The sequence below is a fragment of the Exiguobacterium sp. 9-2 genome, from assembly GCF_036287235.1.
GTDB lineage: Bacteria > Bacillota > Bacilli > Exiguobacteriales > Exiguobacteriaceae > Exiguobacterium_A.
Genome location: NZ_CP142850.1, coordinates 542,939 through 565,457, shown reverse-complemented (window position 1 = coordinate 565,457; position 22,519 = coordinate 542,939). Strand labels below are relative to the sequence as shown.

The window sequence follows — 22,519 nt, the reverse complement described above, 5'->3', positions numbered from 1 at the left end:
TTAATTAGTTTGAATCGAAAATCCTGATGCGAAATGCTCGAAAAAGGTTTGTCGTCTGGAGGCATCAAGCACATATCCATCGATGACGACACGATTAAAACGTCCAGACGATGACGTAGCGCGTTCGATGTCAGATGGTGTATAGATGTCGAACGCGCTACGATCTATCTTAAAATCAGCTTTCGAATAGGGATCGGTATAGTGAATTTCAAGATTGGTCAAGTCAGGAATCGTCGAAAATAAAACAAGCGTATGATGCATAAGTACTTTTGATAAGCGAGCGTTCAAGAAATCCTGATTCATTTGTAATGTACCAGTATCGGTCCCGATCCAAGCACGCCGTTCTTTGCCTGTGACGTCATAAGCGAGCCGTAACGACTCTCCTTCGACATCTACCTGTTTTAATTCTGATGAAAACGGGAGTTGTTCAGCTAATTGGCGAACAGCTACCGTATTCATTATGGAAGCACCGACTTGTCTTGCTACGAGATCACCATCATGCCAAATAGATCGTTGGTTTTCTTCGTCTGGTTGTTGAAAAAGACGAATCCCCACCAATACGCCTAAACAAATACAGCCTATAATCAAGAATGTTTTCTTCATTTTCATCACCTTCCTAAAAAAACTTACCCTTTTTCATCTTTTTTCATAAGAAGGGTTGAAATTTTATGCATATGGGCGTACTCTTGCAGGCAGATACTCACAGAAGGAGGAGCATGAGGTCACTCATCATAATGCCATGACTACAACACACCCACAGAAAAAGAGAGTTGAAAAAATCAGTTTTTTAATCATAGGTACGTTGCTGTATTCCTTGTACATCAGCTTACTACTATCTCCAAATGATATCGGATCAGGTGGTATCATGGGGATCACGCTTGTCATTCAAGAGCTTTTCCACACCCCAATCGGATTAACCCAATTGCTCTTAAACATTCCCCTCTTCCTTTTAGGTTTCCGTTTCTTACGAAAGCGATTCATGTTCTTATCTGGCATCATTGTCGTTGCCTCTTCTTTTTTAATCGACTGGATTCCGACTCAGATCGTTCCCGAGTCGTTGAATGATCCGCTTGTTGCCTCCATCTTTGCCGGTCTAGTCTCTGGTCTTGCGATGGCATTGATTTTCTTTGGTGGCGCATCGACTGGTGGACTCGATATTCTTGGAAAGTTTTTCTTTGCTCGTTTTCATAATTGGCCACTTCCTCGCATATTTCTGATGCAAGATCTTGTCATCTATATCTTGGTATGGTGGGTCTTCGATTTGAAACACGTTATGTATGCTCTTATCATGAGCTTCGTTCGCGCCAAAGCTCTTCAAACGGTTTACAGTTTTTATTCCGCTTCTAAGCAATGTATCATTATTTGCGAAAAGGCGGATGAAATAAATGAAGTCATCACAAAAGAACTTGGTCGCGGTGTGACGATCCTTGATGCACGGGGAGGATACTCCAACCGAACGAAGAAAATGGTCTATGTCGTCGTTCAAAATAATGAAATCGTCCGTTTGCAAGAAATTGTTTCTTCTGTCGAACCTAACGCGTTCGTTACGTTCTCAGAAATCCATACTGTTTTTGGAAATTATAAGGAACATTCGTATTCGTTTTAAACTCAAGCGCAGCCTAGCTGTGCTTTTTCTATTTCGTTTACTTTAAAACAGCTTCTCGTATTGCACCAGCTTTCCTGCTTTTTTATTAGGAATACTGATTTTTTTACTTTCTTCTCCCTATTCAAAAAATGGACAGGCTTCACTTTTTTTGCGATAGTAGTTAAGCTTATGACATGTCTATTTATTTAAAGGAATGATTGCATGCACTCACTTTGGCGTCAGCGTATTCTGCTGATCCTTTTGATCAGTTTATTCGCTTCTATCCCAATCATTTACGCCCTATCCGGTTATCGGACGATTGCAACGATAACAGAGCAAATGAAGGATCATGACATACCGTTAATCAATCAAGTGGACCAGTTGGTTGAACATAACCGAGATCGTGCCAATGCGGTGCGTGGTCTTTTATTGTATGAAGATAGTCGTTATCTCGAACAGTATTACTTTTCTACTTCTAAAATTCATGATTTACGAAACAGTCTAAATCAATCGTCGACCACGCCAGGAGCAATCAAGGATTTACTACGTCGCAATAATGTCTGGGAGTCCGAGATTGAACGAGTATTCGTCGTCTATGAGCGTCAGAGTCCAACGGCAGCAAAGCGCCTTGCCAAACAAACGACGCAAACGACACAAACGATTCTCGAGGACTTATCTCGTGTGAAAGATGATTTGTATAAGACACTTCAAGCAAAATTACAACAATCAGATACTTTAGTCGCTACATATAAATGGATGTGTCTCAGTCTCTCTATTCTGTCCTTTTTATTAATTAGTGCGACAATCTTTTTTTCCCACCGGTTCGCACCTAACAAGTCAGACGAATCGTCCTTAGAGTAAACGAAAAGCGCAGCCAAAGCTGCGCTTTTCGTTTACTCTAAAAATTATTCAGATACTGCTTTTCCCTCTTGTACATGCTCCATCGCCATATGAACAAGCGACGACACATGATGGTCATCTAAAGAATAATACACGACTTTTCCATCTTTACGAAACTTGACGAGCCCTTGTTTCAACAGGGAGCGAAGATGATGAGATGCTGTCGCAATCGAGCAGTCGACAGAAGCAGAGACGTCACAAACGCACAATTCCTCTTCGATCGTCAACGCATAAACGATTCGTAGTCGTGTCGCATCTGAAAGGATCTTAAATAATTTTCCGATTTCAAGCGTCGGAATCGTATCAACGACTTGTCCAATCTCAGACGCACGCTGTTCATCAATAGCAATCGTTTCACAACGGGGAATGTCCATGTCCGTCACCTCGTTTCTATTTCTATATTGCACCATGAGAAACAGGACATTTGCAAGTTCAGCGCATCCGCCTACGAATGAGCCAAAATACAAACCATCCCCCTACGTAATCACCGATATCCCAAACGATTCGATTTTGATCGACCGCACGTACACCGATATCGATGATCTTCGTACTCTCCAATCGATTCCTATAACGCTTACGTAATCGAGCAGGAATCGGGAGACGAAGCAGTATTCGATAATAGATGTCTAAGTGGGTGTGTCCCCAAATTTCTGTAGCGATCGAACTTGTCTTGATATACAACGGACGTTTGTAGCGTCTTTCATACTTTTCCTTCAGCAAGAGAGCCATTTCATAAGATACACGATTAGGACGCGGAAATAAAATTTTCCCCAAATGGTAGATCCCCCGATTATCCACGCGAATGATTTGTGGTTCCAATCGATACCGGATCCAATAGCCCCGAAAACGGATCATCTGCCATTTCAATACAATCACCTCTGAACGGATTATACCCTGTTCTGAAGAGATTGATGCCATTCCCATACAGCATCTGTCATATGTTGTGCAGCACGTCGTCGATCTTCTTTAGCAAAAATTTCCGAGATGACCGCATATCCTTCTAATGGGATAGGAAGAGAAGCGACATTCGTTGCCGTAATTCCACCAATGCCGATTAAAGGTAAGCGCACGGCTTCGCGAATCGCTTGAAGCATCGTGTGTGACATCGAGTCGGCGTCTGCTTTCGATGACGTCGCAAATAGAGAACCTACACCTAAATAAGATGCTCCATCTCGTTCTGCTTCAATCGCTTGCGCGACGGTTGCTACCGATACGCCGATCACAGTGTTCGGTAAGAGACGTCGCGCTGCGGTTAGAGGAATATCTTCTTGTCCGATATGCAAACCAGCTCCGACAAGTAACGCAATATCAATTCGGTCATTGATAATCAAAGGAACATCATGACGATCCGTCAATCTCTTTAACCGGACTGCCTGTTCGAAGAATTCCTTTCCCTGCGCTGTTTTTTCCCGTAATTGTATAATCGTTGCACCACCTAAAATCGCTTCTTCAACGACCGTTTCGATTGCAACTCCCGGATGATATCGACGATCTGTCACCGCATAAATGGAATAATCAATTGACATGTTCTACCACCTCCATCAAATCTTGCTCCGTCATCAGACTGATTGCATTGAGCAACTCTCGTTTGAAATTACCTAGACCTTTTTCTGATGCTGCCTGTTCTCCTGCTTTTCCCATGATAAATGTTCCGTGGACTGCTGCCTCAAACGCAGAATATCCTGCACCAAGAAAACTCGCAATCAAAGAAGCTGTCATACACCCCGTACCTGTGACGTCTCCGAGACGCGGCGTACCTACTTGTAGTTCCACTTCGCGCATGCCATCCGTGATGTAGTCGATTGGACCTGTGACGACAATGACGGACTTTTGTTTACGAGCGAATGCACGAATGATTTCTCGATCCATGATCTCATCACTAGCAGCATCGACTCCTTTTGTTCGTCCATTCTCCCCAAGCAATGTCTTGATTTCTGAAGCATTTCCTTTAACGACCGTACATCCGAGTCTACTCAATTCTTTTGAAAAGGACGTACGCAATGATGTAGCTCCCGCTCCAACTGGATCAAGGATGATCGGAACGTTCAAGCGTCTCGCTTCGCTTGCGGCGAGTCGTTGAGCTGCTTGCATGTCTGCATCAATTGTTCCAATGTTCAAGACAAGAGCTTGCGCAAGTCGAACCATCTCTTCCACTTCGCGAATATCCTCCGCCATGACTGGAGATGCGCCAACGGCGAGTGTGACATTGGCGCAATCATTGATCGTGACTGTGTTCGTCAAATGATGAATGAGTGGTTTGTGTTTAAGAATGGTCGTAAACATGTGTATCCCTCCAAAGTGAATGAAAATGATGTGTCGGTCCAATCCCTTGTCCGAGAGCAAATCCATGACGAATCGCCTCTGTAACATACTTCTTGGCCTGACGTACACTGTCCGGTAAAGCTTCTCCAAGTGCCATCCGTGCCGCAATCGCTGCAGATAAGGTACAGCCTGTTCCATGAGTATGTTGATTATCTAACCGATCTGATGTGAAACGGTATTCCTCTTGCCCGTCCCATAATAAATCCGTGGCAGCTCCCGGTAGATGTCCACCTTTTAGCAAGACGGCTCCAGTCTTCATAGCCAACTGATGCATCGCCAGTCGCATCTCCTCTAGATTAGTAACTGACTGCCCTGTTAAGCGCTCTGCTTCCGGTAAATTTGGTGTGACGAGTGTCGCAAGTGGCAGTAACTCCGCGATTAGTGCTTCCTCTGCCTCCGTCCGCAATAGGGCATGCCCGCCTTTTGCGACCATGACAGGGTCTAGTATGATCGGAACTGTCTGTTTGCGAAGATGTGTTGCAATGACGTGAATCGTTTGTGCATTCGAGACCATACCGATTTTGATAGCATCCACACGAATATCTGAAAAGATTGAAGCTAATTGGGCATCAACGATTTCCGATGATAACTCTTCTACTGCTTGAACGCCCAGTGTATTTTGAGCCGTTACCGCCGTCAAAACACTCATCCCATAAACGCCCAATGCCGAAAATGTCTTTAAATCTGCCTGAATTCCAGCTCCACCACCGGAGTCAGATCCCGCAATCGTCAATACATGTTTCATATTTTTCTCACCTTTCCATCGAGCAATGTAAGGGAGTTGTTACCGACAAAAAAGCGTCGACCGCTGTAAAAAAGCAGTCGACGCTATACGAAATCGTTATCCAACCATTTCGGTATCCGTTCGGCTCAACTTTCCTACGCTGGTATTATCCAGTTCAGGTAATAGGGTCGAAAACAGATTGGTTTTCCTCTCAGCCGGATTCCTCCAGCTCCCCTAGTTGCTCAAGTATTCATTTCGCCTTAACTGTAGCATAGCGGCAAGAAAAAAACGAGCCGAAGCTCGTTTTGAATTATAGGTATGCTAATGGATTAACTGCATTCAGAGGAGAAGAGGCACTGTACTGATAGCCTCCGACATGTAGTTCGAAATGCAAGTGTGGTCCTGTTGAATTCCCAGTACTACCAAGTGTTCCAACTTGCTGACCTTGAGAAACTGTTTGTCCTGCATGAACAGATAATGAACTCATATGAGCGTAGACTGTCGTATAGACTTTCCCGTCAAGGAAGTGAGAAATCATGACGTGATTTCCATAAGGCCCACCACCTGAAGCTGTAATGACCGTTCCAGCTGCTGCTGCGACGATTGGTGAGCCGACCGAACCACTGAAATCGACACCATTATGGAACGTATAGCCGTTCGCACCGCTTGCTGGTCCAAACCCTTGTGATACGCCACCAGAAGATGGACGAACGAATTTCCCACCGCTCGAAACAACGGGTGGGGCAACTGAAGTAGGTGATTCTGAACTCTTACCTGCTTGTTTTGCTGCTTGAGCATTCGCTTTAGCGGCTTTTTCAGCTGCTGCTTTCTCGGCTGCTGCTCTTTCAGCCGCTACTTTAGCTGCTGCCTTCGCTGCCGCAATCGCACGTTCTTGAGCTTCAAGTGTGGTTTGTAGTTCTTTCGCGTCTAGAAGTTCTGTCGTAAACTTCGTCTTACCTTTTCGTAATTTTTTAAGCGTAGCACTGCGTTCTTTCATTTGAACTTTCAACGCTTTTTTTTGTTCGATTAATGTTTTCTTCTCTTCAACCTGCTCCGCCTTTTTTTCAACGAGCGCTTGTTTTGCTTCCGCTAGCTTTTGTTGGGTTGCGATGTAATCCGAAATCATTTTATCATCTTGCTCCGCGATTTTTTTCCCTGCCATGACACGACTAAATAAATCACCTAAATCCTTCGATCCAAAAATGACTTCTTCCCATTTGATTGAGTTTCCATCGTTTTCTTGGAAGACACGTAGACGATCACCGAGTAGTTCTTCTTGTTTTTTCAACATCTCTTCGTAGCGAACGATGTCCGCTTTTAATTCATCGATTCGCAAATTCAATTTCTCGATTTGTTTATTTTTTTCGGAAATCTGAAAAATCTTTTCGTTGATCGCTGCATCGATTCGATTGATTTGACGTTGTTCTTTCGAAATTTTCGACTCTTGTTTTTTAATTGCTTTTTCTAATTTACGTTGTTCTGCGGCATTTTCAGCCTTTTTTTCTTTGATCGTTGCTGCCGCAATTGGTTGTGTTCCTGTTATAAGTAATGCTCCTAAAACAATGGTAGAAATTAGTTTTTTTAGCATATATCGTTTTCCTCACTTATGTTTTTCATATTTTATTATAGTATTCAAGTTTCTCTCATATCTGAAATAGATTATAGCACCCTAATCGTTTCAAAAAAATTTCATTTACATTTCAAATGAAAACGTTTTTTTGTAATATAATCATTTATTTTTTGAAAATCGCAAAAAAAGAACCGCTGCATAAGCAACGATTCTTTACTGTTTAAAACATCGTCATTGGGTTCACTGAGCTAGCTGGACCAGTTGCACTATAGCTGTATCCACCGACGTGGATTTCAAAGTGTAAGTGTGGACCAGTTGAATTCCCAGTACTTCCACGTAAACCGATTTGTTCACCTTGACTGACGCGTTGACCTGCGTGAGCATTGAGTGCGCTCATATGAGCATACAATGTTGTGTACGTTTTACCGTTTAATTGGTGAGCAATCATGATGTGGTTTCCGTAAGGACCACCACCTGATGCTGTAATGACTGTTCCTGTTGCAGCTGCAACGATTGGAGTTCCAACCGGACCACCAAAGTCGATCCCGTTATGGAACGTATAACCGTTTTCTCCACCTGCTGAGCCATAGCCTTGCGTGACAGCCCCAACCGTTGGATGGATGAACAGACCACCGGATGATGGTGACGGTTTAGGTGTCGCAGGTGCTGACGGTGTTGGCGCAGCTGGTGCTGGCGCAGCTGGTGCTGGCGCAGGTGTAGATGCTTTTGGAGTCGATTGTTTCGTCGAACCAGAAGGTTTCGCTGCTTGCGACGCTTTCTCTTGTGCTGCCTGCTGAGCCGCTGCTTCTTTAGCTGCTTGTTGCTCAGCTTCTTTTTGAGCCGCTGCTTGAGCTGCTTCAGCTTCTGCTCGCGCTTTTGCTTCACGTGCTGCTTGAGCTTGACGCTCTTTTTCGATACGTGCTTCACGTTCACGTGCTGCCTTTTCAGCTGCAATCGCTTTTTCTTGAGCAATCAGAATTTGCTGGACTTCTTTTGCATCCATCAATTGTGTTTCAAATTTCTCTTTTTTCTTACGTAATTCTTTTAAGCGTTTGTTTCGCTCTTTTAATTGCGATTCAAGTTCTGCTTGTTGGCGTTTCAATTCTTGCTTTTCAACAACCAATTGTGCTTTCTTGTCTTTCACTTCTTGTTGTGCATCCGCTAACTGCTTTTGCGTATTTTGATAATCCGTGATCATTTTATCATCTTGCTTTGAAATCGATTTTCCGGCCATGACACGGCTAACGAGGTCACCGACGTTTTTTGCCCCAAAAATGACTTCTTCCCATTTAATCGAGTTCCCGTCATTTTCTTGCATGACACGAAGACGATCCCCAAGTAGTTTTTCTTGGCGTTTTAATTTCGCTTTATACTTTTCGATTTCTTTTCCAAGTTGAACGATTTCTCGTTCCGTCGCCTTAATTTGACGATCTTTCGTTTCGACAGCAAAGATCTTTTCATTCAAGGCTTCGTCTAATCGATTGACTTCTTGTTGCGTCTTAGAAATTTTTTGACCCTCCTGATTAACGGAAGACTCTAAGTTTTTTTGTTTTTTAGCATTGTCTTGTTGCTGTTGTTCGTTTTTAGCTTTCTGTTCACTTAAATCGTCAGCTGCTGCAAAATGAGGTGCTGATGAAAGAACTAGTGCGGAAACGATGAGCGACGCGAACGTTTTTTTCATGTAGTATTCCCTCTTTTTCTCTAGTAGTATGTCGATGCATTATATGGAATAACAGTTACGTTAAAATTAAATTCTATAATAGTTTTTCTTATTTATAGGAACGTTTTTGATTATAGCATTCATTCCTCTTCCATAATATTTCAGTGATATTTCATTTTAAATAAATTGTTCCTCTTCTATGTAATAGAAAATGATGGAAAACAGCTTCCCATTGCAACTTTGATTCATTTTTGGGAAACTGAAGCGAATGGAGGGAAACATCAGATGAAACTAGATCATACCGGCATCGCCGTTCGCGATATGCAAGAAGCAATCTCATTTTATACAAAAGTACTTGGTGGAACATTAACAAAAGAGTACTCAAACCCCGCACCTGGTGTCGCTTCCAACATCGCCGTCATCGAGTTCGATGATGCGCATATCGAGCTGTTGACACCAACTAGCCAGGATAGTCCAATCGCTCGTTTTTTAAAACAACGTGGAAAAGGAGTCCATCACATTGCCTACCGTGTTGATGATTTAGATCAAGCAATCGCCGAAGCAAAACAACAAGGCTTAACATTTTTAGAAGATACGTATCGAACGACGCCGTTTGGACGACGACTGATTTATATGAACCCTCGTCATTCACATGGGGTTATCACGGAACTCTGTGATTATCCAGAGAACTCATAAAAAAATCAGCACTGCGACAACGCAGTGCTGATTTTTGTTTTATACGATTAGCCGAGTTTTGCAACGATTTCTCGATTGAATGCAGGAATGTCATCCGGTTGTCGACTTGAGATAAAATTATCATCAACGACGACTTCTTCGTCCGCGAAATCTACTCCAGCATTTTCTAGGTCGATGCGAATTGATTTATAACCTGTCATTTTTCTTCCTTTAACGATTTTGGCGTTAATCATCAACTGAGGTCCATGACAGATCGAGAAGATCGGTTTTTTTGACATATCGAATTCTTCGACGAATGAGACGAAACGCTCATCTTCGCGTAGTAAATCTGGTGAAAATCCACCTGGTATCAAAAGGGCATCATAGTCTGCCGCCGATGTCTCATCAATTGAGAGATCAACGGTTACTTTTGCATCTTCCTGTTTACCAACAAGCTCTGCACTTTTTTTGGCACCAATGACAGTAATGTCGTGCCCCGCTTCTTTTAACGCATCAACCGGTCCAGTGAATTCTACATCTTCAAAATGATCGGCGAGTACGACTGCTACTTTTTTAGACATGTGATTCATCTCCCAAGTTGTTTGAATTTAAATCGGATCTTCTCCGCGATCTCGTGGAGAAACCGGATCATCTGGCATCTCGTTTTTACCTTTTAGGATTTCCTTTTGTTGCTCCTCTGTCAGTTTCCGTTCTTTATCAGACAGACGATCCCGTTCATCTTCCAATTTTTCATTTGGACGATCGGTTTCTTTTGGTGCCATCGAAAACCCTCCTTAAGGATGCATTTCTTATAACGAATCGACGACTTTAACAGAAAGGTCAACATCGATGTTGCCACGAGTCGCTTTTGAATACGGGCAGAAATTGTGTGTCTTCTCAAGTAGTTCTTCTGCTTCTTCTTGCGATACCCCAACGACTTCGACGACGAGTTTCGCCGCAATTTTCACACCGTTATCCGCTTCGTCCTGTAAGAGGCTGACTTCTGAATTCGTCCGCGTCTCGACTCGTTTTTTCGCTTGGCGCGCCATCAAATTGTAGGCACCATCAAAACAAGCGGCATATCCTGCTGCGAATAACTGTTCCGGGTTTGATGTCGGAATGTCTTCTTTGCCTTTTGTTCCAGGCATGACTAAATCAAGATTAATGACGTTATCATCTGAAGCGACTTTCCCGTCGCGACCACCGACTGCAGATGCGCGTGAAGTAAGAATGACGTTTGACATGATAGAAAACCCCTTTTCCTGTTGAATTAAAAAAGACTTTTTTGCCACATAAACAGTAATACCCGTCACTGGCGGAGATAAACACAAGGAGTGTTCAATCCCTTTACCCTGCCATTCTTTCAATAACGAAAAAAGACGATGAACTTAATGTCCATCGTCTTTTGATTTTGCTATTTTATCCGATATCCTCTGCTGCAACTTCTTCTTGATCAGGCAATTGAAGATAAATCGACTTCACTTGGTGGTTATCGACTTCCATGACCTTGATCGTATACGCTTGATAGCGGAATTCTTGACCACTTGATACTTCTGTATCCTGTGCCATGACCCAACCACCAATCGTATCAATATCTTCTTCTTCAATACCTAGGTTAAAGCGTTCATTTAAGTCATCAATCAAGACACGACCTGAAATCCGGTATAATCGCTCATGAATCTGTTCGATATCCGCTTTCTCATCTTTATCGAATTCATCTCGGATTTCTCCGACGATTTCCTCCAATATGTCTTCCATCGTGATGACACCAGCTGTCCCTCCGTATTCATCAATGACGAGTGCCATTGGCGTCCGTTCCACTTGCATTTTCAGCATCGCGTCTTGAAGAGGTGAATACTCGGATACGATCGGCAAGTTGTGGATATAATAACTTAATGCTTTCCCCTTGTTCGCCATATGGTCCGTAAATAATTGTTTTGCATTGATGAAGCCAAGTATTTTATCCTTATCTCCTTCTTCCGCTACCGGATAACGCGTGAACTGATACTCTTCAACGAGACGAATAATGTCCTCCATCGATGCATCGTTCGAAATCGTGATTAAATCTGTCCGCGGTAACATGATGTCTTTCGCGATCCGCTCATCGAACGAGAAGATATTTTGCATGTAGGAAAGTTCGGTCTGGTTAATTTCTCCACTCTTGTAACTCTGCGTCATGATGATTTTAATTTCTTCTTCCGAGTGAACTTCTTCGTGACCAGCAGGTTCAACACCAAACAAACGAAGAATGACCCGGGCTGAACCGTTCAATGTCCAAATGAAAGGTTTCATGACCTTACCGAACCAATAAAGCGGTGGTGCGAGTAACATCGTGATGGCTTCCGTCTTTTGAATAGCCAAGGACTTAGGAGCTAGTTCTCCAAGCACGACATGAAGAAACGTTACAATTGAGAATGCAAGGACGAACGAAATGATCGTCGAAACGGAGTTTGGGATGTCGATTTCTTCGAACAACATACTGAGAATCGCACCTACCGTTGATTCTCCTAGCCACCCGAGACCAAGCGCTGTCACGGTAATTCCAAGTTGACAGGCTGATAAATAATAATCCAAATTCTCAAGCAGCTTTTTCGCTACTTTCGCAGTCTTGCTTCCTTCTGTAATCAACTGATCGATTCGAGACATTCGCATTTTGACGACCGAAAATTCGGCGGCAACAAAAAAAGCGGTTAAAATGATGAGTAGTGCAATGACGAGTAGTCGAATAATGATCGTCGTCGTGTCGAATGTCTCCATTGAGTGTGTACTGTCCAATCGTTTCCCCGAAGAAAGGGGATTCACCTCCATTAATATAAAGCCAGATGCAAAGGCATCTGGTCGTTTACAGCAAAAAGAAGCTTTATTCTTTCAAAGCTTCCTTACTTTTTCATATTCATACTATAACGGAACTTTTGCAAAATGTGTACTTGAAGACACGATTTCAATCGGTCAGACCACGTATAGGATGAAGATTACAATCATGAGCAACATCGCGATTCCCTTTAACAACGCACTTGATAAGATACCGAGAACCGTACCGATTCCTACTGAAACGGCTGTTTGCCATGTTTTTTTACTAATGATTTTTTCCGTCAAGATGGCAAAGACGAACGGGAAAATCAATAGTCCGATTCCTGGTAAAATAAACGGTCCAGCAATCAATCCCACTGTCGTCGCGATTTTAGCCGCTTGAGATCCTCCCCGTCGATCAACAGTGTAGGCGCTGACGAGATAATCCAGTGTGAACAAGAGAATGATAAAAATCGCTTGAATCACCCAAAAACTAATCGATAATTCAGAGAAACCGAATCCGAATCCATAAATCAAAAAGCCTACCACTAAAATCGGCGCACTTGGGATGATCGGATATACGAGTCCTGCAAAAGCGACGAGAAAACACACGACGATTAGACTCCATAATAAAATTGTCACTTCCATCCCTCCCTTCTTCTAAAGTTCTTGCTTTTATTACGAACGTGAAGAGGTAAAGGTTTCATCAAGCGCTTGTTTCAATCGTCCTTCTAAAAAAGAACGATCCCACTCATTTTTATAGCATTATATTGGTTAAATTCCTGGTTTAAAGTTCTTTAAAACCCGCTTGACTGACTGATTTTGAGCAACATGTTTGGTAGAAGTGTATGGATGTGTTTTACTTCTTTTCATAACGTGAATAACTTAATTGTTATAATAACGAATGGAGGATGAAATGAGATGGCTCAACAAAACGAAGCTACATTGCATACGGATTTTACGAAGATTTATATTGACGGTCAGTGGCGCACAGGCGCAAGTGACAGCAACATGACGAACACAAATCCATTCACTGGAGAAGAGCTCTTTACGATTTCTGCCGCGAACCAACAAGATTTAGATGACGCGTATGAAGCGGCTCAAGTTGCTCAAAAAGACTGGGCGAAAGTTCCTGCCTTAAAACGCCAAGGTCTCATCGAAAACTTCCTGAAGGTGTTGTACGAAGAAAAAGAGACTATCATCGATTGGCTAATCAAAGAGTCAGGAAGTACACGTATTAAAGCGGAAGGTGAATTCCTTGCCTCAGTCTTGATCGTCAAGGAAGCTGCTACCTTCCCATTACGGATGCACGGTGAAATTCGTCCATCGGTCGTACCAGGCAAAGAAAACCGAATCTATCGTAAAGCACTTGGCGTCATCGGTGTCATCAGTCCATGGAACTTCCCGTTCCACTTAGCTGTGCGGTCGATTGCTACTGCTATCGCTATTGGGAATGCAGTCGTCGTTAAACCGGCAACAGACACACCTGTCTCAGGCGGTTTAATTTTCGCTAGCCTGTTTGAAAAAGCTGGATTACCAAAAGGTGTTTTAAATGTCATCGTCGGTCGTGGTTCAGAAATCGGTGACGCCATCGTCGAACACCCTGTCCCACGCTTGATTTCCTTTACAGGATCAACTGAAGTCGGTCGCCACATCGGAGAACTTGCCGGTAAACACCTGAAGAAAACAGCGCTTGAACTTGGCGGAAACAACGTCTTCGTCGTACTTGATGATGCTGATCTCGATCGTGCGGTTGAATCTGCTGTCTACAGCAAGTTCTATCATCAAGGTCAAATCTGTATGTCGACGAACCGAATTCTTGTCGCTTCTTCGATTCATGATGAGTTCGTCGAAAAATACGTTGCTCGTGTGAAAGAATTACAGTATGGTGATCCATCACATGACCGGACACAAGTCGGACCACTCATCAATCAATCACAAGTCGAACGCATCCTTGAAGATCTTGAAAAAACAAAAGCTGCCGGTGCAACCGTTCGTGTAGGTGGAGAAGCAAAAGACAACGTCATTGCGCCAACTGTCGTCACAGGCGTCACGAACGATATGCCGCTTGCTAAAAATGAAATCTTTGGACCAGTTGCCGTCATCATCCCATTCGATACAGATGAAGAGGCACTTGAAATCGCAAACTCTCTTCCATACGGATTGAGTGGTGCAGTGCACGGTTCATCTATTGAACGTGCGACCGCTTTTGCACTGGAAGTCGAGACAGGTATGATTCACATCAACGACCAATCGGTCAACGATGAGCCACATATGCCATTTGGTGGTGAAAAAGATTCAGGACTTGGTCGCTTCAACGGTGAATGGGTACTTGAAGAATTCTCAACTGTACAATGGTTGTCCGTCATGCATGATCGCCGCCAATACAAACCATTCTTTGAATAAATAATCGAGAGCAGGGAACTCTTCCCTGCTCTACATACTTAAAAAAGGAGCTGAACGGTTATGCCATTATTACGATTCGACGTCATTGAAGGACGTTCTGAAGAAGAGTTGAACGTGTTACTCAACACTGCACATGACGCGATGGTCGAAGCATTCGACGTGCCGGAACGTGATCGGTATCAAATCGTGCATACACACAAAGCTCACGAAATGGTCATTCAAGATACAGGTCTTGGTTTTAAGCGGAGTAAAGATATCGTCCTTATCAGTGTGACAAGTAAAACGCGGACGAAAGAGAAGAAGCAACGTCTCTATCAATTGCTCGCTGAACGATTAGAAGCAAATTGTGGACTTGCTCCGACTGATTTAATGGTTTCAATCGTCGAAAATGATGCGGCGGACTGGAGTTTCGGTCTCGGTGAAGCACAGTTTTTAACAGGTAAACTATGAGCGTTCAACAAATGAAACAATTAAAGGGGGGTGTGTTACCGATGATTTCCGGTAACCCCCCCCCTTTTTCTTCATTCATTAAACTATTAACATAAACCCTAACATGACTTATTCCACAGTGACTTCGACCTTCTCACGGGGATTTTCTCGCTGTAACGGCGCTTTCCAACTAAACTGATCAGGTTCTGGAACGAAATCGAGACCTCCTGGATGAAACGGTTGGCAACGGAGCAAACGGCGTGTCGTCAAATAACTCCCTTTTACTGCACCATGACGTTCAATTGCCTCCATCCCGTAATGGGAACACGTCGGATAGAATCGACATGTGGCTGGTTTCATGGGAGAAATGACTTTTTGATAAAAGCGAATGCCTCCCATTAAGACACGTTTCATAACGTCCCTTCTTTCTTCTTTTTTTCTAGTGTAACGCATCTGTCCATCATTTTCAGATGTTCTGCTTTATACTATAAGCAGATTTAAAAGAAGGATGTGTTGAGATGAAGGCATTAACATTCCACGAATTCGGAGGTTCTGATGTATTACGCTTCGAAGACGTGCCAACGCCAACAATCAGCGAACAGGAAGTTCTGATTGAAATGAAAGCGATCGGTCTGAATTTTGCAGATATTTATCGTCGAAAAGGAAACTATCATTTAGAAGGACAGCCTCCCTATATTTTAGGTTACGAAGGAGCAGGAGTCATCACCGCAATCGGTGCAGCCGTTTCAACGTTCCATGTAGGTCAACGGATTGCTTTTGCGGACGTTCCGCTTGCGAACGCTGAGTACGTGGCGGCACCCGTTGATAAATTGATTCCGCTTCCTGACGGTATCTCATACGAAACAGCAGCTTCTGTCTTATTACAAGGATTGACGGCACATTATTTGACTCGCGACAGTTATCACGTTCAACCAGGAGATACCGTCTTAGTTCACGCTGCTGCCGGTGGCGTGGGGCAATTACTGACACAACTCATTCGTTTACTTGGTGCAACTCCGATTGGCTTAACTTCTTCTCCCGATAAGGCACAGATCGCAAAAACTGCCGGTTGTGAGTCTGTCTATTTGTACTCAGAGAACTGGGTCGAGCAAGTGCTTACACAAACTTCTGGTAGAGGGGTCGATGTCGTTTATGAGTCTATCGGTTCTACGCTAATGGACAGTTTCCATGTAACGAAAGTACATGGGACCGTCGTCTTCTATGGTATGGCAGGCGGTGATCCCGCACCTGTCGATCCACGTTTTTTAATGGATACGTCCAAAACATTAACAGGTGGCGACCTTTGGAATGTGTTAACGTCTTCTGAGGAACGCATCCGCAGATCGGGTGAGCTGTTTGATTGGATTTTATCTAGTCACCTTAACCTGTCCTCTCCGACAATTTTTGCTTTATCTGATGGAAAAGCAGCGCATGACTTTTTAGAAAGCCGACGTAGTACAGGAAAGTTACTGTTAATTCCTTAATCATTTTCTAGAGACGACTCTCCGTGAGTCGTTTTTTTGTGTGAAATTGGAATTATCGATTGATTTTTTATAATGAAGAGAGTAAAGTAAATCTCATCAAAACCTAAAACTCAAATTAGTTTTGAGTTTTAGAAAGGGGATTTGTATTTATGTTTCGCTCAGAATGGAAGAAATTGAAGAGTCCGATGATGATCGTCGTTATTCTCGCCCTCATCCTCGTACCGTTTCTTTACAACTCCATCTTCTTATCTGCATTCTGGGACCCGTACGGTCGTACAGAAGATATTAAGGTCGCTATCGTCAACGAAGATCAGGCGACAAAGTTTAAAGGAGAGAAAGTCGACATCGGGGATCAATTCGTCGATAAACTCAAAAAAAATGATGATTTTGATTGGCAGTTCTTGTCTCAGGATAAGGCAGAGAAAGAATTGCGTGACGGAAAAGTCTACATGACAGTCGTCATTCCAAAGAATTTTTCTAAAAATGCAACGACCCTACTCGATGATCACCCTAAGAAGATTGAGTTAGAATATTACTTGAATCCAGCGAAAAACTACTCGGGAACACAAATTTCGAGTACTGCCGCAAAACAGTTAAACGAAAAAATCCGAAAATCCGTTACGAAACAATATAGTAGTGCTATATTCGGTGCGTTAAAGAAAATCGCAAACGGAATGGAAAAAGCGTCGGACGGTTCCTCTAAACTCGAGGACGGTAACCATAAAACAGCGGATGGCGCTAGAACACTAGCAACAAATCTTGGAAAACTCGCAGATGGCAGTCTGACACTGTCCGAAAAACTCGGGGAAGCGAATCAAGGTTCGAAAAAACTGAGTGATGGTGTCACGACACTCGACGAAAAGACCACCCTCTTCGCTCAAAAAACGGATGAGCTATCTTCTGGATTGAACACACTCGATGAAAACGGTGGCAATTTACAGGCAGGTGCCGCGCAACTTCAAGAAGGCGCAACAAAACTCAGCGGTGGCTCAACACAGGTACGCCAAGGGGCAGAACAACTGGCTGCGGGTACTGCTCAGCTTAATGAAAAAATTCCTCAGTTGACGGACGGATTAAATCAACTGGATGAAAAAGCACAAGCTGCGAATGCCTTTTTAACACAACTCAATCAAGATGCTGAACAGGCGAAACAGGACTTACGGGCCCGTCGCGAAGCACTTGAGGCAACCGTCGCTCAACTAAAAGAAGTTATTTCTGCTTCTGAACAGTTATCAGATGAAGAAAAACAAACATTACTCGGTTCTATTGGTTCATTAGAAGAAAATATTCAAAGTCTTGCTGCCCAAGAAGGTGCAATTGATCAGAGTCTTGCTCAAGCAACAGAAGCAACGAAGAAAATCGGTCAACTCGCCGCAGGTGGTCAGCAAGTCCAGTCTGCTGTATCGCAACTAAACGCTGGACAATTGAAGCTCGTCGATGGTGCGAAACAAGTCGAGTCTGGCGCACAACAATTAGCTAGTGGACAACAGACGTTCAATGAAAAACTCGGTCAGTATACTGCGGGTGTGCATAAAGCCGCAACAGGCGGTGCCCAACTAGCTGACGGCGCAAACCAACTGTCAGATGGTACACATCAACTTCAAGCTGGGGCTAGCGCGTTGAATAACGGATTAGGACAATTGGCATCTGGTTCTTCTACGATTACAGATGGTATCGGCAAAACGACCGAGGGTGCTTCAAAAATCGCGGATGCCAACACGAAACTTGAAGATGGAGCTAAAACACTGAAGGATGAGCTCAGCAAAGGAGCTAAAGACGCGACGGTCAAGCCGACAAAAGAGCGGGATAATATGCTAGCAGAACCCGTCGTCTTAAAAGAACATGACTATTCGACTGTCAACAATTACGGTTCTGGTTTATCAGCTTATATCCTTAGTATTGCCTTGTTCGCAGGTGCCTTGATGTTCTCTTCGGTCTATCAGATTCGTCCCGAACATGGTGAGAGTCTGACATGGCGCTTCCTCGTCGGTAAATTATCACTTATCTTACCGATTGGCGCATTACAAGGTGTCGCAGCGGCCACAGCAATCGTCTATGTGCTGGATGCTGATGTCGCGAGTGTCCCTGCGCTCTATGGATTCGCTGCCTTGACAGGTATGACGTTCATTACCATTCTGTTCACGCTCGCGATGCTACTCGGTCGCGTCGGACAGTTCCTTGCCTTCTTACTACTCCTTCTTCAAATCGGTGGTAGTGGTGGAACGTTCCCTGTCGAAATGACGCCAGGGTTCTTCCAAGCGATTCACGCTTTCTTACCGATGACATATTCGGTCGGTGGATTCCGCGAAGCGCTTGGACTCGGTGTGACGGATGCCCTCGTATCCAATAGTCAAGTCCTTGCGACCATATTAGTCGTCGCATTAATCATCAGCTTCGTTGGAGGGCTCGGAGCCAAACGGATTCTACTCTCAACGAAAGCGAGACGAAAACAACATGACACAGTCTGATAAAGAAACTTTGATACTCGACTCAGCAATGGCTTGCTTTTCAGAACTCGGTTATAAGGGAACGACGATCGAGCGTGTCGCCCGACGCGCTCATGTCGGAAAACCAACCGTCTATCAATTGTTCGAAAGTAAACTCAATCTGTTTGAATCACTCGTAACACGTGTGTTGCAAGAGATGAAAGAAGAAGCAGAACGCGCTTACGTCGAACAGGCGACCGTAGAAGAAAATAAACAAGCAATGATCGACGCCATCGTCTATCATCAGCAACAACACTTATTCATTCTTCAAATCATCGAAGAAACACGCAACTTAAAATTACAAGAGATGCAGGAATTACGGATGCGGATTGAACGACATGTCGTCGAATATATCAAGACATTACTTGAGACTCGTCTTGGTCAAGACGATCGCGACATACCGGTCGATGTCACGGCCTTCCTGATCTTTCGAACGTATATCGCGTTGATCGCCGAATGGCCATCGATTGCGCGTCCACTTGAACTCGATACGATTCGACGTGCCATGTTGCGCGTTCTATGAATAAAAAACCGCTGATCCATGGATCGACGGTTTTTTATTATTCAATTCTTTTTCTAAATCACGTGTCGCTTGGCTGGATAAGACTGTTTTTTCATCCATTTCCCAAAGCGTCTTCTCGGCTTTAGCAAAACATGCGCCACATAATGCTTCCACTCGTAAGCAAGCAACATGACGATCAATCCGATGCAAAAGAATAGCAACATGGACCAACTGAATGGTTGCGCGATGATATACCCACTTATTCCAATCAGTAATACAAGCATGATTAAAATATCTGGAAACAGAAAAAAACGGCGATACATATCTGACATGAATTCCTCTCCTTTTCCTTCATTACAGCGTTTAGTCGTACGTTCATCGATTCGTCACGTTTTTTCCTGCAAGACATATAGTCATCTTTGCTCCTTCCCTTATACTAAAAAAGAAATGGAGTGATGATCGTTTTGAGTTTATCAACTGGAATCATCTTTGTATTACTCGCTTATACACTTATGTCGCTTTACGACATGTGGCAGGTTTACCGGACAACGAGCAAGCTCTGGATATTTGTTTTATTTCTTGCAACACTGATCAGTCTTGTTCTTGCCTTTTTCGTGGCTCCTGTCCTTGCACTATTCTTCTACTGGTCACGCCACTCGTTGAAACGAAATATCGGCATCCTGTTACTGATTATCGTCTGCCTCGTCTCAATCATGACGAAACTTTCTGCATGATCGACTTCCTTCATGAACTATTCATGAAGGTTTTTTTCATGATCTATTTCCGAAGAAGAGACGTCGCATCAATTCACGTTCCGGCATTTCTGTTGTATTGAGTACATTTAGAAATGGTCGGTCATCATATGGAATCGTCAGAATCTCCGAACGAACTTGTCCTTTTTCTAAAGTGAGGATTGCTACTGGGGCAAGAGCTGTTTCCTGACATCCGACCGCTCCAGGGTTGATGTACAGCGTTTGCTCCGTCTCAACTTGTTGTGCTGGATGGTGGTGACCAAAGCCAATGATTCGCGCCTCATTTCCAGAAAAAAGGACGGGTAAGCTTTCTTTTGTTCCATCCACTGCTGGCTTTAAGGGCTCCTCACCGATTTTTTTCGTCTGATCGGCATAGGCATAGTGTGTCAGATACATCATTTGTTCCTGATGGGTGACATTCAATACACGCGGTAAACGCTCCAAATAACTCTGATTCTCCTGCGTCAATGAATCTGCAATCCATTGGTGATGCTCTTTCGCATGTTGGTAACTAGCGGGATAGACATCCCCATGAATCAAAGCAAGGACGCATTCATCATGGTTTCCTGAAATCGTCTGAATATCAGGTCGCTGCCTTAACAAATTGATGACCTCATTATGTTCAGGTCCGATACCGACGAGATCACCGAGGCAATATATAGCATCGATGTCTGAAGACTGATCGAGATAGGACAACACGGCACGCAATGCTGAAACATTCCCGTGAATATCTGTAAAAATCATTACTTTCATGTAAACGCCTCCATTGTTAGTACATTAGGATTTCCCGATGATAGCGTGAATTCCTATTAGATTTAGAGAAAAAATAAATTGTCAGAAAATATTGATTATTGATCAGAAGCATGTTAGGCTTAGAAAAATTCACAGAGAGGGGCACGATTGAATGATTCCGACGCAACAGCCATTTAACCAAGCCGGACGACTGATTATTCTATGCATGAGGGACTGAAAACTTTTCCGATGATGAAACGGAAATGATTTTTGGGCCCTCCTTTCGATGCATCGAATGAGGCGCCCGCACAGAATGAGTGGCGCCTATCCCAAAAATGGATAGGCTTTTTTCATGGCAAAAAATAGAGATAGATAGAGAGAGGATGACAACGTTGAAAGAATATGCGATGGATCGAATGGTAAAAGTATCAGCTGGAATGGCGAATGCCGTTCTTGTAACACTCGGTGTCGGACTCCTGATTGAGACGCTCGGCAATTTTTTACATATCCAAATGTTGCTGACGATTGGCGGCGTCGCAAAAGTACTGCTTGCTCCTGCACTCGGTGCCGGTATCGCCTTTCAGCTCGGAGGAAACACACTTGTCCTGTTCAGCGCGATGATCGCAGCGACGATTGGTGGTGCTGCACTTCAATCGACTGCTTCTGGACTCGTTCTTGTACCCGGTCAGCCAATCAGTGCGTTACTCGCAGCTGCGGTCGCTGTATACGTTGGAAAACGCATGACTGGAAAAACGAAATTTGACATGATGGTCATCCCGATGAGTGCTGTGCTTGCCGGTGGTATCACTGGTATCGGTGCTGCTGCCGTAACGACACCACTCCTTACAAAATTCAGCGCTATGATCACCGCTTCAGTCGAATCGTCTCCTATTGCTACATCTCTTGTCATTGCACTCATCTTTAGTGTCTTATTGATGTCTCCCGCTTCGTCTGCAGCACTCGCTATCGCTTTGCAGCTTGATCCTGTAGCAAGTGCCGCTGCACTCATTGGCTGTTCCGCTCAATTCGTTGGCTTCACATTGATGGCATATCGTCAGACGGATCCCGGTGGTTTGATTGCTTCATTCTTTGTCACACCTAAAGTACAATTCCCGAATATCGTTAAAAATCCACGTCTTGTCGTTGCACCGTTTCTCGCAGCGATGATTTCAGCTCCTGTAGCGACGCTTCTTCTCTCTTTGAAAGTACCATATGAACTCGCTGGACTCGGTTTAAATTCGATGATTGCGCCACTCAATATCTTCGTCAACCAAGGTCCTCAGGCGTTCCTTATCTTCTTCTTGACTGGTGTCGTTTTACCTGGTGTCTTGACACTCGTCTTCTATCGATTGACGACTGTCGCAGGCTGGACGAAGCGTGGCGATCTTCATCTCGAAATCCAATAAAATAATATTTCTACCTTCCAACTATTCCTGATTGATTTCGGGAATAGTTTTTTTAATGCAAAAAAATCGTTCCTTCGAAAAGGAACGATTTCGGTA

General features: G+C 43.7%; 26 protein-coding genes and 1 riboswitch. Of the genes, 10 read left to right on the top strand and 16 right to left on the bottom strand.

The features are described 5' to 3' along the window. Nucleotides 1–603 carry a hypothetical protein gene (locus VJ374_RS02940; protein WP_308102370.1) on the bottom strand — a complete coding sequence of 201 codons (603 nt, stop codon included), beginning with the start codon at nucleotides 601–603 and terminating at the stop codon, nucleotides 1–3. A 136-nt stretch (nucleotides 604–739) separates the two neighbouring features. Between VJ374_RS02940 and VJ374_RS02935 the strand changes: the two genes are divergently transcribed. Then, nucleotides 740–1,606, top strand: a complete 867-nt coding sequence (locus VJ374_RS02935; RefSeq protein ID WP_035412496.1) for a YitT family protein — start codon at nucleotides 740–742, stop codon at nucleotides 1,604–1,606. 201 nt (nucleotides 1,607–1,807) lie between these two features. Next, nucleotides 1,808–2,446 carry a CHASE3 domain-containing protein gene (locus VJ374_RS02930; RefSeq protein ID WP_035412493.1) on the top strand — a complete coding sequence of 213 codons (639 nt, stop codon included), beginning with the start codon at nucleotides 1,808–1,810 and terminating at the stop codon, nucleotides 2,444–2,446. A 44-nt stretch (nucleotides 2,447–2,490) separates the two neighbouring features. Here the strand turns inward: VJ374_RS02930 and VJ374_RS02925 are convergent, their stop codons facing one another. From VJ374_RS02925 to VJ374_RS02895, 7 genes are all read right to left on the bottom strand, one after another. Then, a complete protein-coding gene (locus tag VJ374_RS02925) occupies nucleotides 2,491–2,859 on the bottom strand; it encodes an ArsR/SmtB family transcription factor (protein ID WP_035412491.1) in 369 nt (122 codons plus the stop codon). 58 nt (nucleotides 2,860–2,917) lie between these two features. Continuing rightward, a complete protein-coding gene (locus tag VJ374_RS02920; protein ID WP_329470100.1) occupies nucleotides 2,918–3,205 on the bottom strand; it encodes a hypothetical protein in 288 nt (95 codons plus the stop codon). A gap of 167 nt (nucleotides 3,206–3,372) precedes the next feature. Then, nucleotides 3,373–4,011, bottom strand: coding sequence for a thiamine phosphate synthase (gene thiE / locus VJ374_RS02915; RefSeq protein ID WP_035412485.1), 639 nt, complete (start codon nucleotides 4,009–4,011; stop codon nucleotides 3,373–3,375). Then, nucleotides 4,001–4,768: a hydroxyethylthiazole kinase gene (gene thiM / locus VJ374_RS02910; RefSeq protein ID WP_329470098.1), complete on the bottom strand. Its 768-nt coding sequence runs from the start codon at nucleotides 4,766–4,768 to the stop codon at nucleotides 4,001–4,003. Before thiM ends, thiE begins: the two co-directional genes overlap by 11 nt. Continuing rightward, nucleotides 4,749–5,552, bottom strand: a complete 804-nt coding sequence (gene thiD / locus VJ374_RS02905; RefSeq protein ID WP_056063516.1) for a bifunctional hydroxymethylpyrimidine kinase/phosphomethylpyrimidine kinase — start codon at nucleotides 5,550–5,552, stop codon at nucleotides 4,749–4,751. The genes thiM and thiD overlap by 20 nt, the downstream gene beginning before the upstream one ends. Before the next feature lie 114 nt (nucleotides 5,553–5,666). After that, nucleotides 5,667–5,777: riboswitch (TPP riboswitch) on the bottom strand. Nucleotides 5,778–5,841: 64 nt separating this feature from the next. Next, nucleotides 5,842–7,119, bottom strand: a complete 1,278-nt coding sequence (locus tag VJ374_RS02900) for a murein hydrolase activator EnvC family protein (RefSeq protein WP_329470096.1) — start codon at nucleotides 7,117–7,119, stop codon at nucleotides 5,842–5,844. Nucleotides 7,120–7,321: 202 nt separating this feature from the next. Beyond that, nucleotides 7,322–8,782: a murein hydrolase activator EnvC family protein gene (locus VJ374_RS02895; RefSeq protein WP_290754057.1), complete on the bottom strand. Its 1,461-nt coding sequence runs from the start codon at nucleotides 8,780–8,782 to the stop codon at nucleotides 7,322–7,324. A 264-nt stretch (nucleotides 8,783–9,046) separates the two neighbouring features. Here VJ374_RS02895 and mce point away from each other — a divergent pair, with 264 nt between their 5' ends. Next, nucleotides 9,047–9,457, top strand: a complete 411-nt coding sequence (gene mce, locus VJ374_RS02890; protein ID WP_035412473.1) for a methylmalonyl-CoA epimerase — start codon at nucleotides 9,047–9,049, stop codon at nucleotides 9,455–9,457. Between the two features lie 47 nt (nucleotides 9,458–9,504). Here mce and VJ374_RS02885 read toward each other — a convergent pair whose 3' ends face one another. The 5 genes from VJ374_RS02885 to VJ374_RS02865 all read right to left on the bottom strand — a co-directional run bounded on the left by VJ374_RS02885 (nucleotide 9,505) and on the right by VJ374_RS02865 (nucleotide 12,874). Continuing rightward, nucleotides 9,505–10,017: a type 1 glutamine amidotransferase domain-containing protein gene (locus tag VJ374_RS02885; RefSeq protein WP_290775338.1), complete on the bottom strand. Its 513-nt coding sequence runs from the start codon at nucleotides 10,015–10,017 to the stop codon at nucleotides 9,505–9,507. 27 nt (nucleotides 10,018–10,044) lie between these two features. After that, on the bottom strand, nucleotides 10,045–10,218 hold the full coding sequence (locus VJ374_RS02880) for a hypothetical protein (RefSeq protein ID WP_197026247.1): 174 nt from the start codon (nucleotides 10,216–10,218) through the stop codon (nucleotides 10,045–10,047). Nucleotides 10,219–10,245: 27 nt separating this feature from the next. Next, nucleotides 10,246–10,680 (bottom strand): organic hydroperoxide resistance protein, encoded by a 435-nt coding sequence (locus VJ374_RS02875; RefSeq protein ID WP_035412467.1) that lies wholly within the window; start codon nucleotides 10,678–10,680, stop codon nucleotides 10,246–10,248. Between the two features lie 175 nt (nucleotides 10,681–10,855). Next, complete coding sequence (locus VJ374_RS02870) at nucleotides 10,856–12,193, bottom strand: hemolysin family protein (protein WP_329470090.1); 1,338 nt, start codon at nucleotides 12,191–12,193, stop codon at nucleotides 10,856–10,858. 192 nt (nucleotides 12,194–12,385) lie between these two features. Then, complete coding sequence (locus tag VJ374_RS02865; RefSeq protein WP_231496923.1) at nucleotides 12,386–12,874, bottom strand: DUF456 domain-containing protein; 489 nt, start codon at nucleotides 12,872–12,874, stop codon at nucleotides 12,386–12,388. 273 nt (nucleotides 12,875–13,147) lie between these two features. On the opposite strand from VJ374_RS02865, the gene VJ374_RS02860 reads away from it, so the two are divergent. Both VJ374_RS02860 and VJ374_RS02855 read left to right on the top strand, forming a co-directional pair. Continuing rightward, complete coding sequence (locus VJ374_RS02860) at nucleotides 13,148–14,632, top strand: aldehyde dehydrogenase family protein (RefSeq protein WP_081780441.1); 1,485 nt, start codon at nucleotides 13,148–13,150, stop codon at nucleotides 14,630–14,632. Between the two features lie 60 nt (nucleotides 14,633–14,692). Beyond that, the gene (locus tag VJ374_RS02855) at nucleotides 14,693–15,082 is read left to right on the top strand and encodes a tautomerase family protein (protein WP_056063504.1); all 390 of its coding nucleotides are present in this window, start codon (nucleotides 14,693–14,695) and stop codon (nucleotides 15,080–15,082) included. Between the two features lie 108 nt (nucleotides 15,083–15,190). Here the strand turns inward: VJ374_RS02855 and yidD are convergent, their stop codons facing one another. Further along, on the bottom strand, nucleotides 15,191–15,475 hold the full coding sequence (gene yidD / locus VJ374_RS02850) for a membrane protein insertion efficiency factor YidD (RefSeq protein WP_035412458.1): 285 nt from the start codon (nucleotides 15,473–15,475) through the stop codon (nucleotides 15,191–15,193). A gap of 104 nt (nucleotides 15,476–15,579) precedes the next feature. On the opposite strand from yidD, the gene VJ374_RS02845 reads away from it, so the two are divergent. The 3 genes from VJ374_RS02845 to VJ374_RS02835 all read left to right on the top strand — a co-directional run bounded on the left by VJ374_RS02845 (nucleotide 15,580) and on the right by VJ374_RS02835 (nucleotide 19,554). Next, nucleotides 15,580–16,545, top strand: a complete 966-nt coding sequence (locus tag VJ374_RS02845) for a quinone oxidoreductase family protein (RefSeq protein WP_035412456.1) — start codon at nucleotides 15,580–15,582, stop codon at nucleotides 16,543–16,545. A gap of 149 nt (nucleotides 16,546–16,694) precedes the next feature. Further along, nucleotides 16,695–19,013, top strand: a complete 2,319-nt coding sequence (locus tag VJ374_RS02840) for a YhgE/Pip domain-containing protein (protein WP_329470087.1) — start codon at nucleotides 16,695–16,697, stop codon at nucleotides 19,011–19,013. After that, nucleotides 19,000–19,554, top strand: a complete 555-nt coding sequence (locus VJ374_RS02835; RefSeq protein ID WP_035412451.1) for a TetR/AcrR family transcriptional regulator — start codon at nucleotides 19,000–19,002, stop codon at nucleotides 19,552–19,554. Before VJ374_RS02840 ends, VJ374_RS02835 begins: the two co-directional genes overlap by 14 nt. Before the next feature lie 53 nt (nucleotides 19,555–19,607). Here the strand turns inward: VJ374_RS02835 and VJ374_RS02830 are convergent, their stop codons facing one another. Further along, nucleotides 19,608–19,865 (bottom strand): hypothetical protein, encoded by a 258-nt coding sequence (locus VJ374_RS02830; RefSeq protein ID WP_329470086.1) that lies wholly within the window; start codon nucleotides 19,863–19,865, stop codon nucleotides 19,608–19,610. A 123-nt stretch (nucleotides 19,866–19,988) separates the two neighbouring features. Here VJ374_RS02830 and VJ374_RS02825 point away from each other — a divergent pair, with 123 nt between their 5' ends. Beyond that, complete coding sequence (locus VJ374_RS02825) at nucleotides 19,989–20,267, top strand: hypothetical protein (RefSeq protein ID WP_056063494.1); 279 nt, start codon at nucleotides 19,989–19,991, stop codon at nucleotides 20,265–20,267. Between the two features lie 36 nt (nucleotides 20,268–20,303). On the opposite strand, the gene VJ374_RS02820 is transcribed toward VJ374_RS02825, so the two are convergent. Then, nucleotides 20,304–21,038, bottom strand: a complete 735-nt coding sequence (locus VJ374_RS02820; RefSeq protein WP_329470085.1) for a metallophosphoesterase family protein — start codon at nucleotides 21,036–21,038, stop codon at nucleotides 20,304–20,306. Between the two features lie 362 nt (nucleotides 21,039–21,400). Between VJ374_RS02820 and VJ374_RS02815 the strand changes: the two genes are divergently transcribed. After that, nucleotides 21,401–22,423 carry a PTS sugar transporter subunit IIC gene (locus tag VJ374_RS02815; protein WP_308102364.1) on the top strand — a complete coding sequence of 341 codons (1,023 nt, stop codon included), beginning with the start codon at nucleotides 21,401–21,403 and terminating at the stop codon, nucleotides 22,421–22,423. Nucleotides 22,424–22,519 lie beyond the last annotated feature (96 nt).

Bases quoted from the DNA above. Each gene is read 5' to 3' on its own strand.
- VJ374_RS02940 (WP_308102370.1), bottom strand. From the start codon at position 603: ATGAAGAAAACATTCTTGATTATAGGCTGTATTTGTTTAGGCGTATTG.
- VJ374_RS02935 (WP_035412496.1), top strand. From the start codon at position 740: ATGACTACAACACACCCACAGAAAAAGAGAGTTGAAAAAATCAGTTTT.
- VJ374_RS02930 (WP_035412493.1), top strand. From the start codon at position 1,808: ATGCACTCACTTTGGCGTCAGCGTATTCTGCTGATCCTTTTGATCAGT.
- VJ374_RS02925 (WP_035412491.1), bottom strand. From the start codon at position 2,859: ATGGACATTCCCCGTTGTGAAACGATTGCTATTGATGAACAGCGTGCG.
- thiE (WP_035412485.1), bottom strand. From the start codon at position 4,011: ATGTCAATTGATTATTCCATTTATGCGGTGACAGATCGTCGATATCAT.
- thiM (WP_329470098.1), bottom strand. From the start codon at position 4,768: ATGTTTACGACCATTCTTAAACACAAACCACTCATTCATCATTTGACG.
- thiD (WP_056063516.1), bottom strand. From the start codon at position 5,552: ATGAAACATGTATTGACGATTGCGGGATCTGACTCCGGTGGTGGAGCT.
- VJ374_RS02900 (WP_329470096.1), bottom strand. From the start codon at position 7,119: ATGCTAAAAAAACTAATTTCTACCATTGTTTTAGGAGCATTACTTATA.
- VJ374_RS02895 (WP_290754057.1), bottom strand. From the start codon at position 8,782: ATGAAAAAAACGTTCGCGTCGCTCATCGTTTCCGCACTAGTTCTTTCA.
- mce (WP_035412473.1), top strand. From the start codon at position 9,047: ATGAAACTAGATCATACCGGCATCGCCGTTCGCGATATGCAAGAAGCA.
- VJ374_RS02885 (WP_290775338.1), bottom strand. From the start codon at position 10,017: ATGTCTAAAAAAGTAGCAGTCGTACTCGCCGATCATTTTGAAGATGTA.
- VJ374_RS02880 (WP_197026247.1), bottom strand. From the start codon at position 10,218: ATGGCACCAAAAGAAACCGATCGTCCAAATGAAAAATTGGAAGATGAA.
- VJ374_RS02875 (WP_035412467.1), bottom strand. From the start codon at position 10,680: ATGTCAAACGTCATTCTTACTTCACGCGCATCTGCAGTCGGTGGTCGC.
- VJ374_RS02870 (WP_329470090.1), bottom strand. From the start codon at position 12,193: ATGGAGACATTCGACACGACGACGATCATTATTCGACTACTCGTCATT.
- VJ374_RS02865 (WP_231496923.1), bottom strand. From the start codon at position 12,874: ATGGAAGTGACAATTTTATTATGGAGTCTAATCGTCGTGTGTTTTCTC.
- VJ374_RS02860 (WP_081780441.1), top strand. From the start codon at position 13,148: ATGGCTCAACAAAACGAAGCTACATTGCATACGGATTTTACGAAGATT.
- VJ374_RS02855 (WP_056063504.1), top strand. From the start codon at position 14,693: ATGCCATTATTACGATTCGACGTCATTGAAGGACGTTCTGAAGAAGAG.
- yidD (WP_035412458.1), bottom strand. From the start codon at position 15,475: ATGAAACGTGTCTTAATGGGAGGCATTCGCTTTTATCAAAAAGTCATT.
- VJ374_RS02845 (WP_035412456.1), top strand. From the start codon at position 15,580: ATGAAGGCATTAACATTCCACGAATTCGGAGGTTCTGATGTATTACGC.
- VJ374_RS02840 (WP_329470087.1), top strand. From the start codon at position 16,695: ATGTTTCGCTCAGAATGGAAGAAATTGAAGAGTCCGATGATGATCGTC.
- VJ374_RS02835 (WP_035412451.1), top strand. From the start codon at position 19,000: ATGACACAGTCTGATAAAGAAACTTTGATACTCGACTCAGCAATGGCT.
- VJ374_RS02830 (WP_329470086.1), bottom strand. From the start codon at position 19,865: ATGTCAGATATGTATCGCCGTTTTTTTCTGTTTCCAGATATTTTAATC.
- VJ374_RS02825 (WP_056063494.1), top strand. From the start codon at position 19,989: ATGATCGTTTTGAGTTTATCAACTGGAATCATCTTTGTATTACTCGCT.
- VJ374_RS02820 (WP_329470085.1), bottom strand. From the start codon at position 21,038: ATGAAAGTAATGATTTTTACAGATATTCACGGGAATGTTTCAGCATTG.
- VJ374_RS02815 (WP_308102364.1), top strand. From the start codon at position 21,401: ATGACAACGTTGAAAGAATATGCGATGGATCGAATGGTAAAAGTATCA.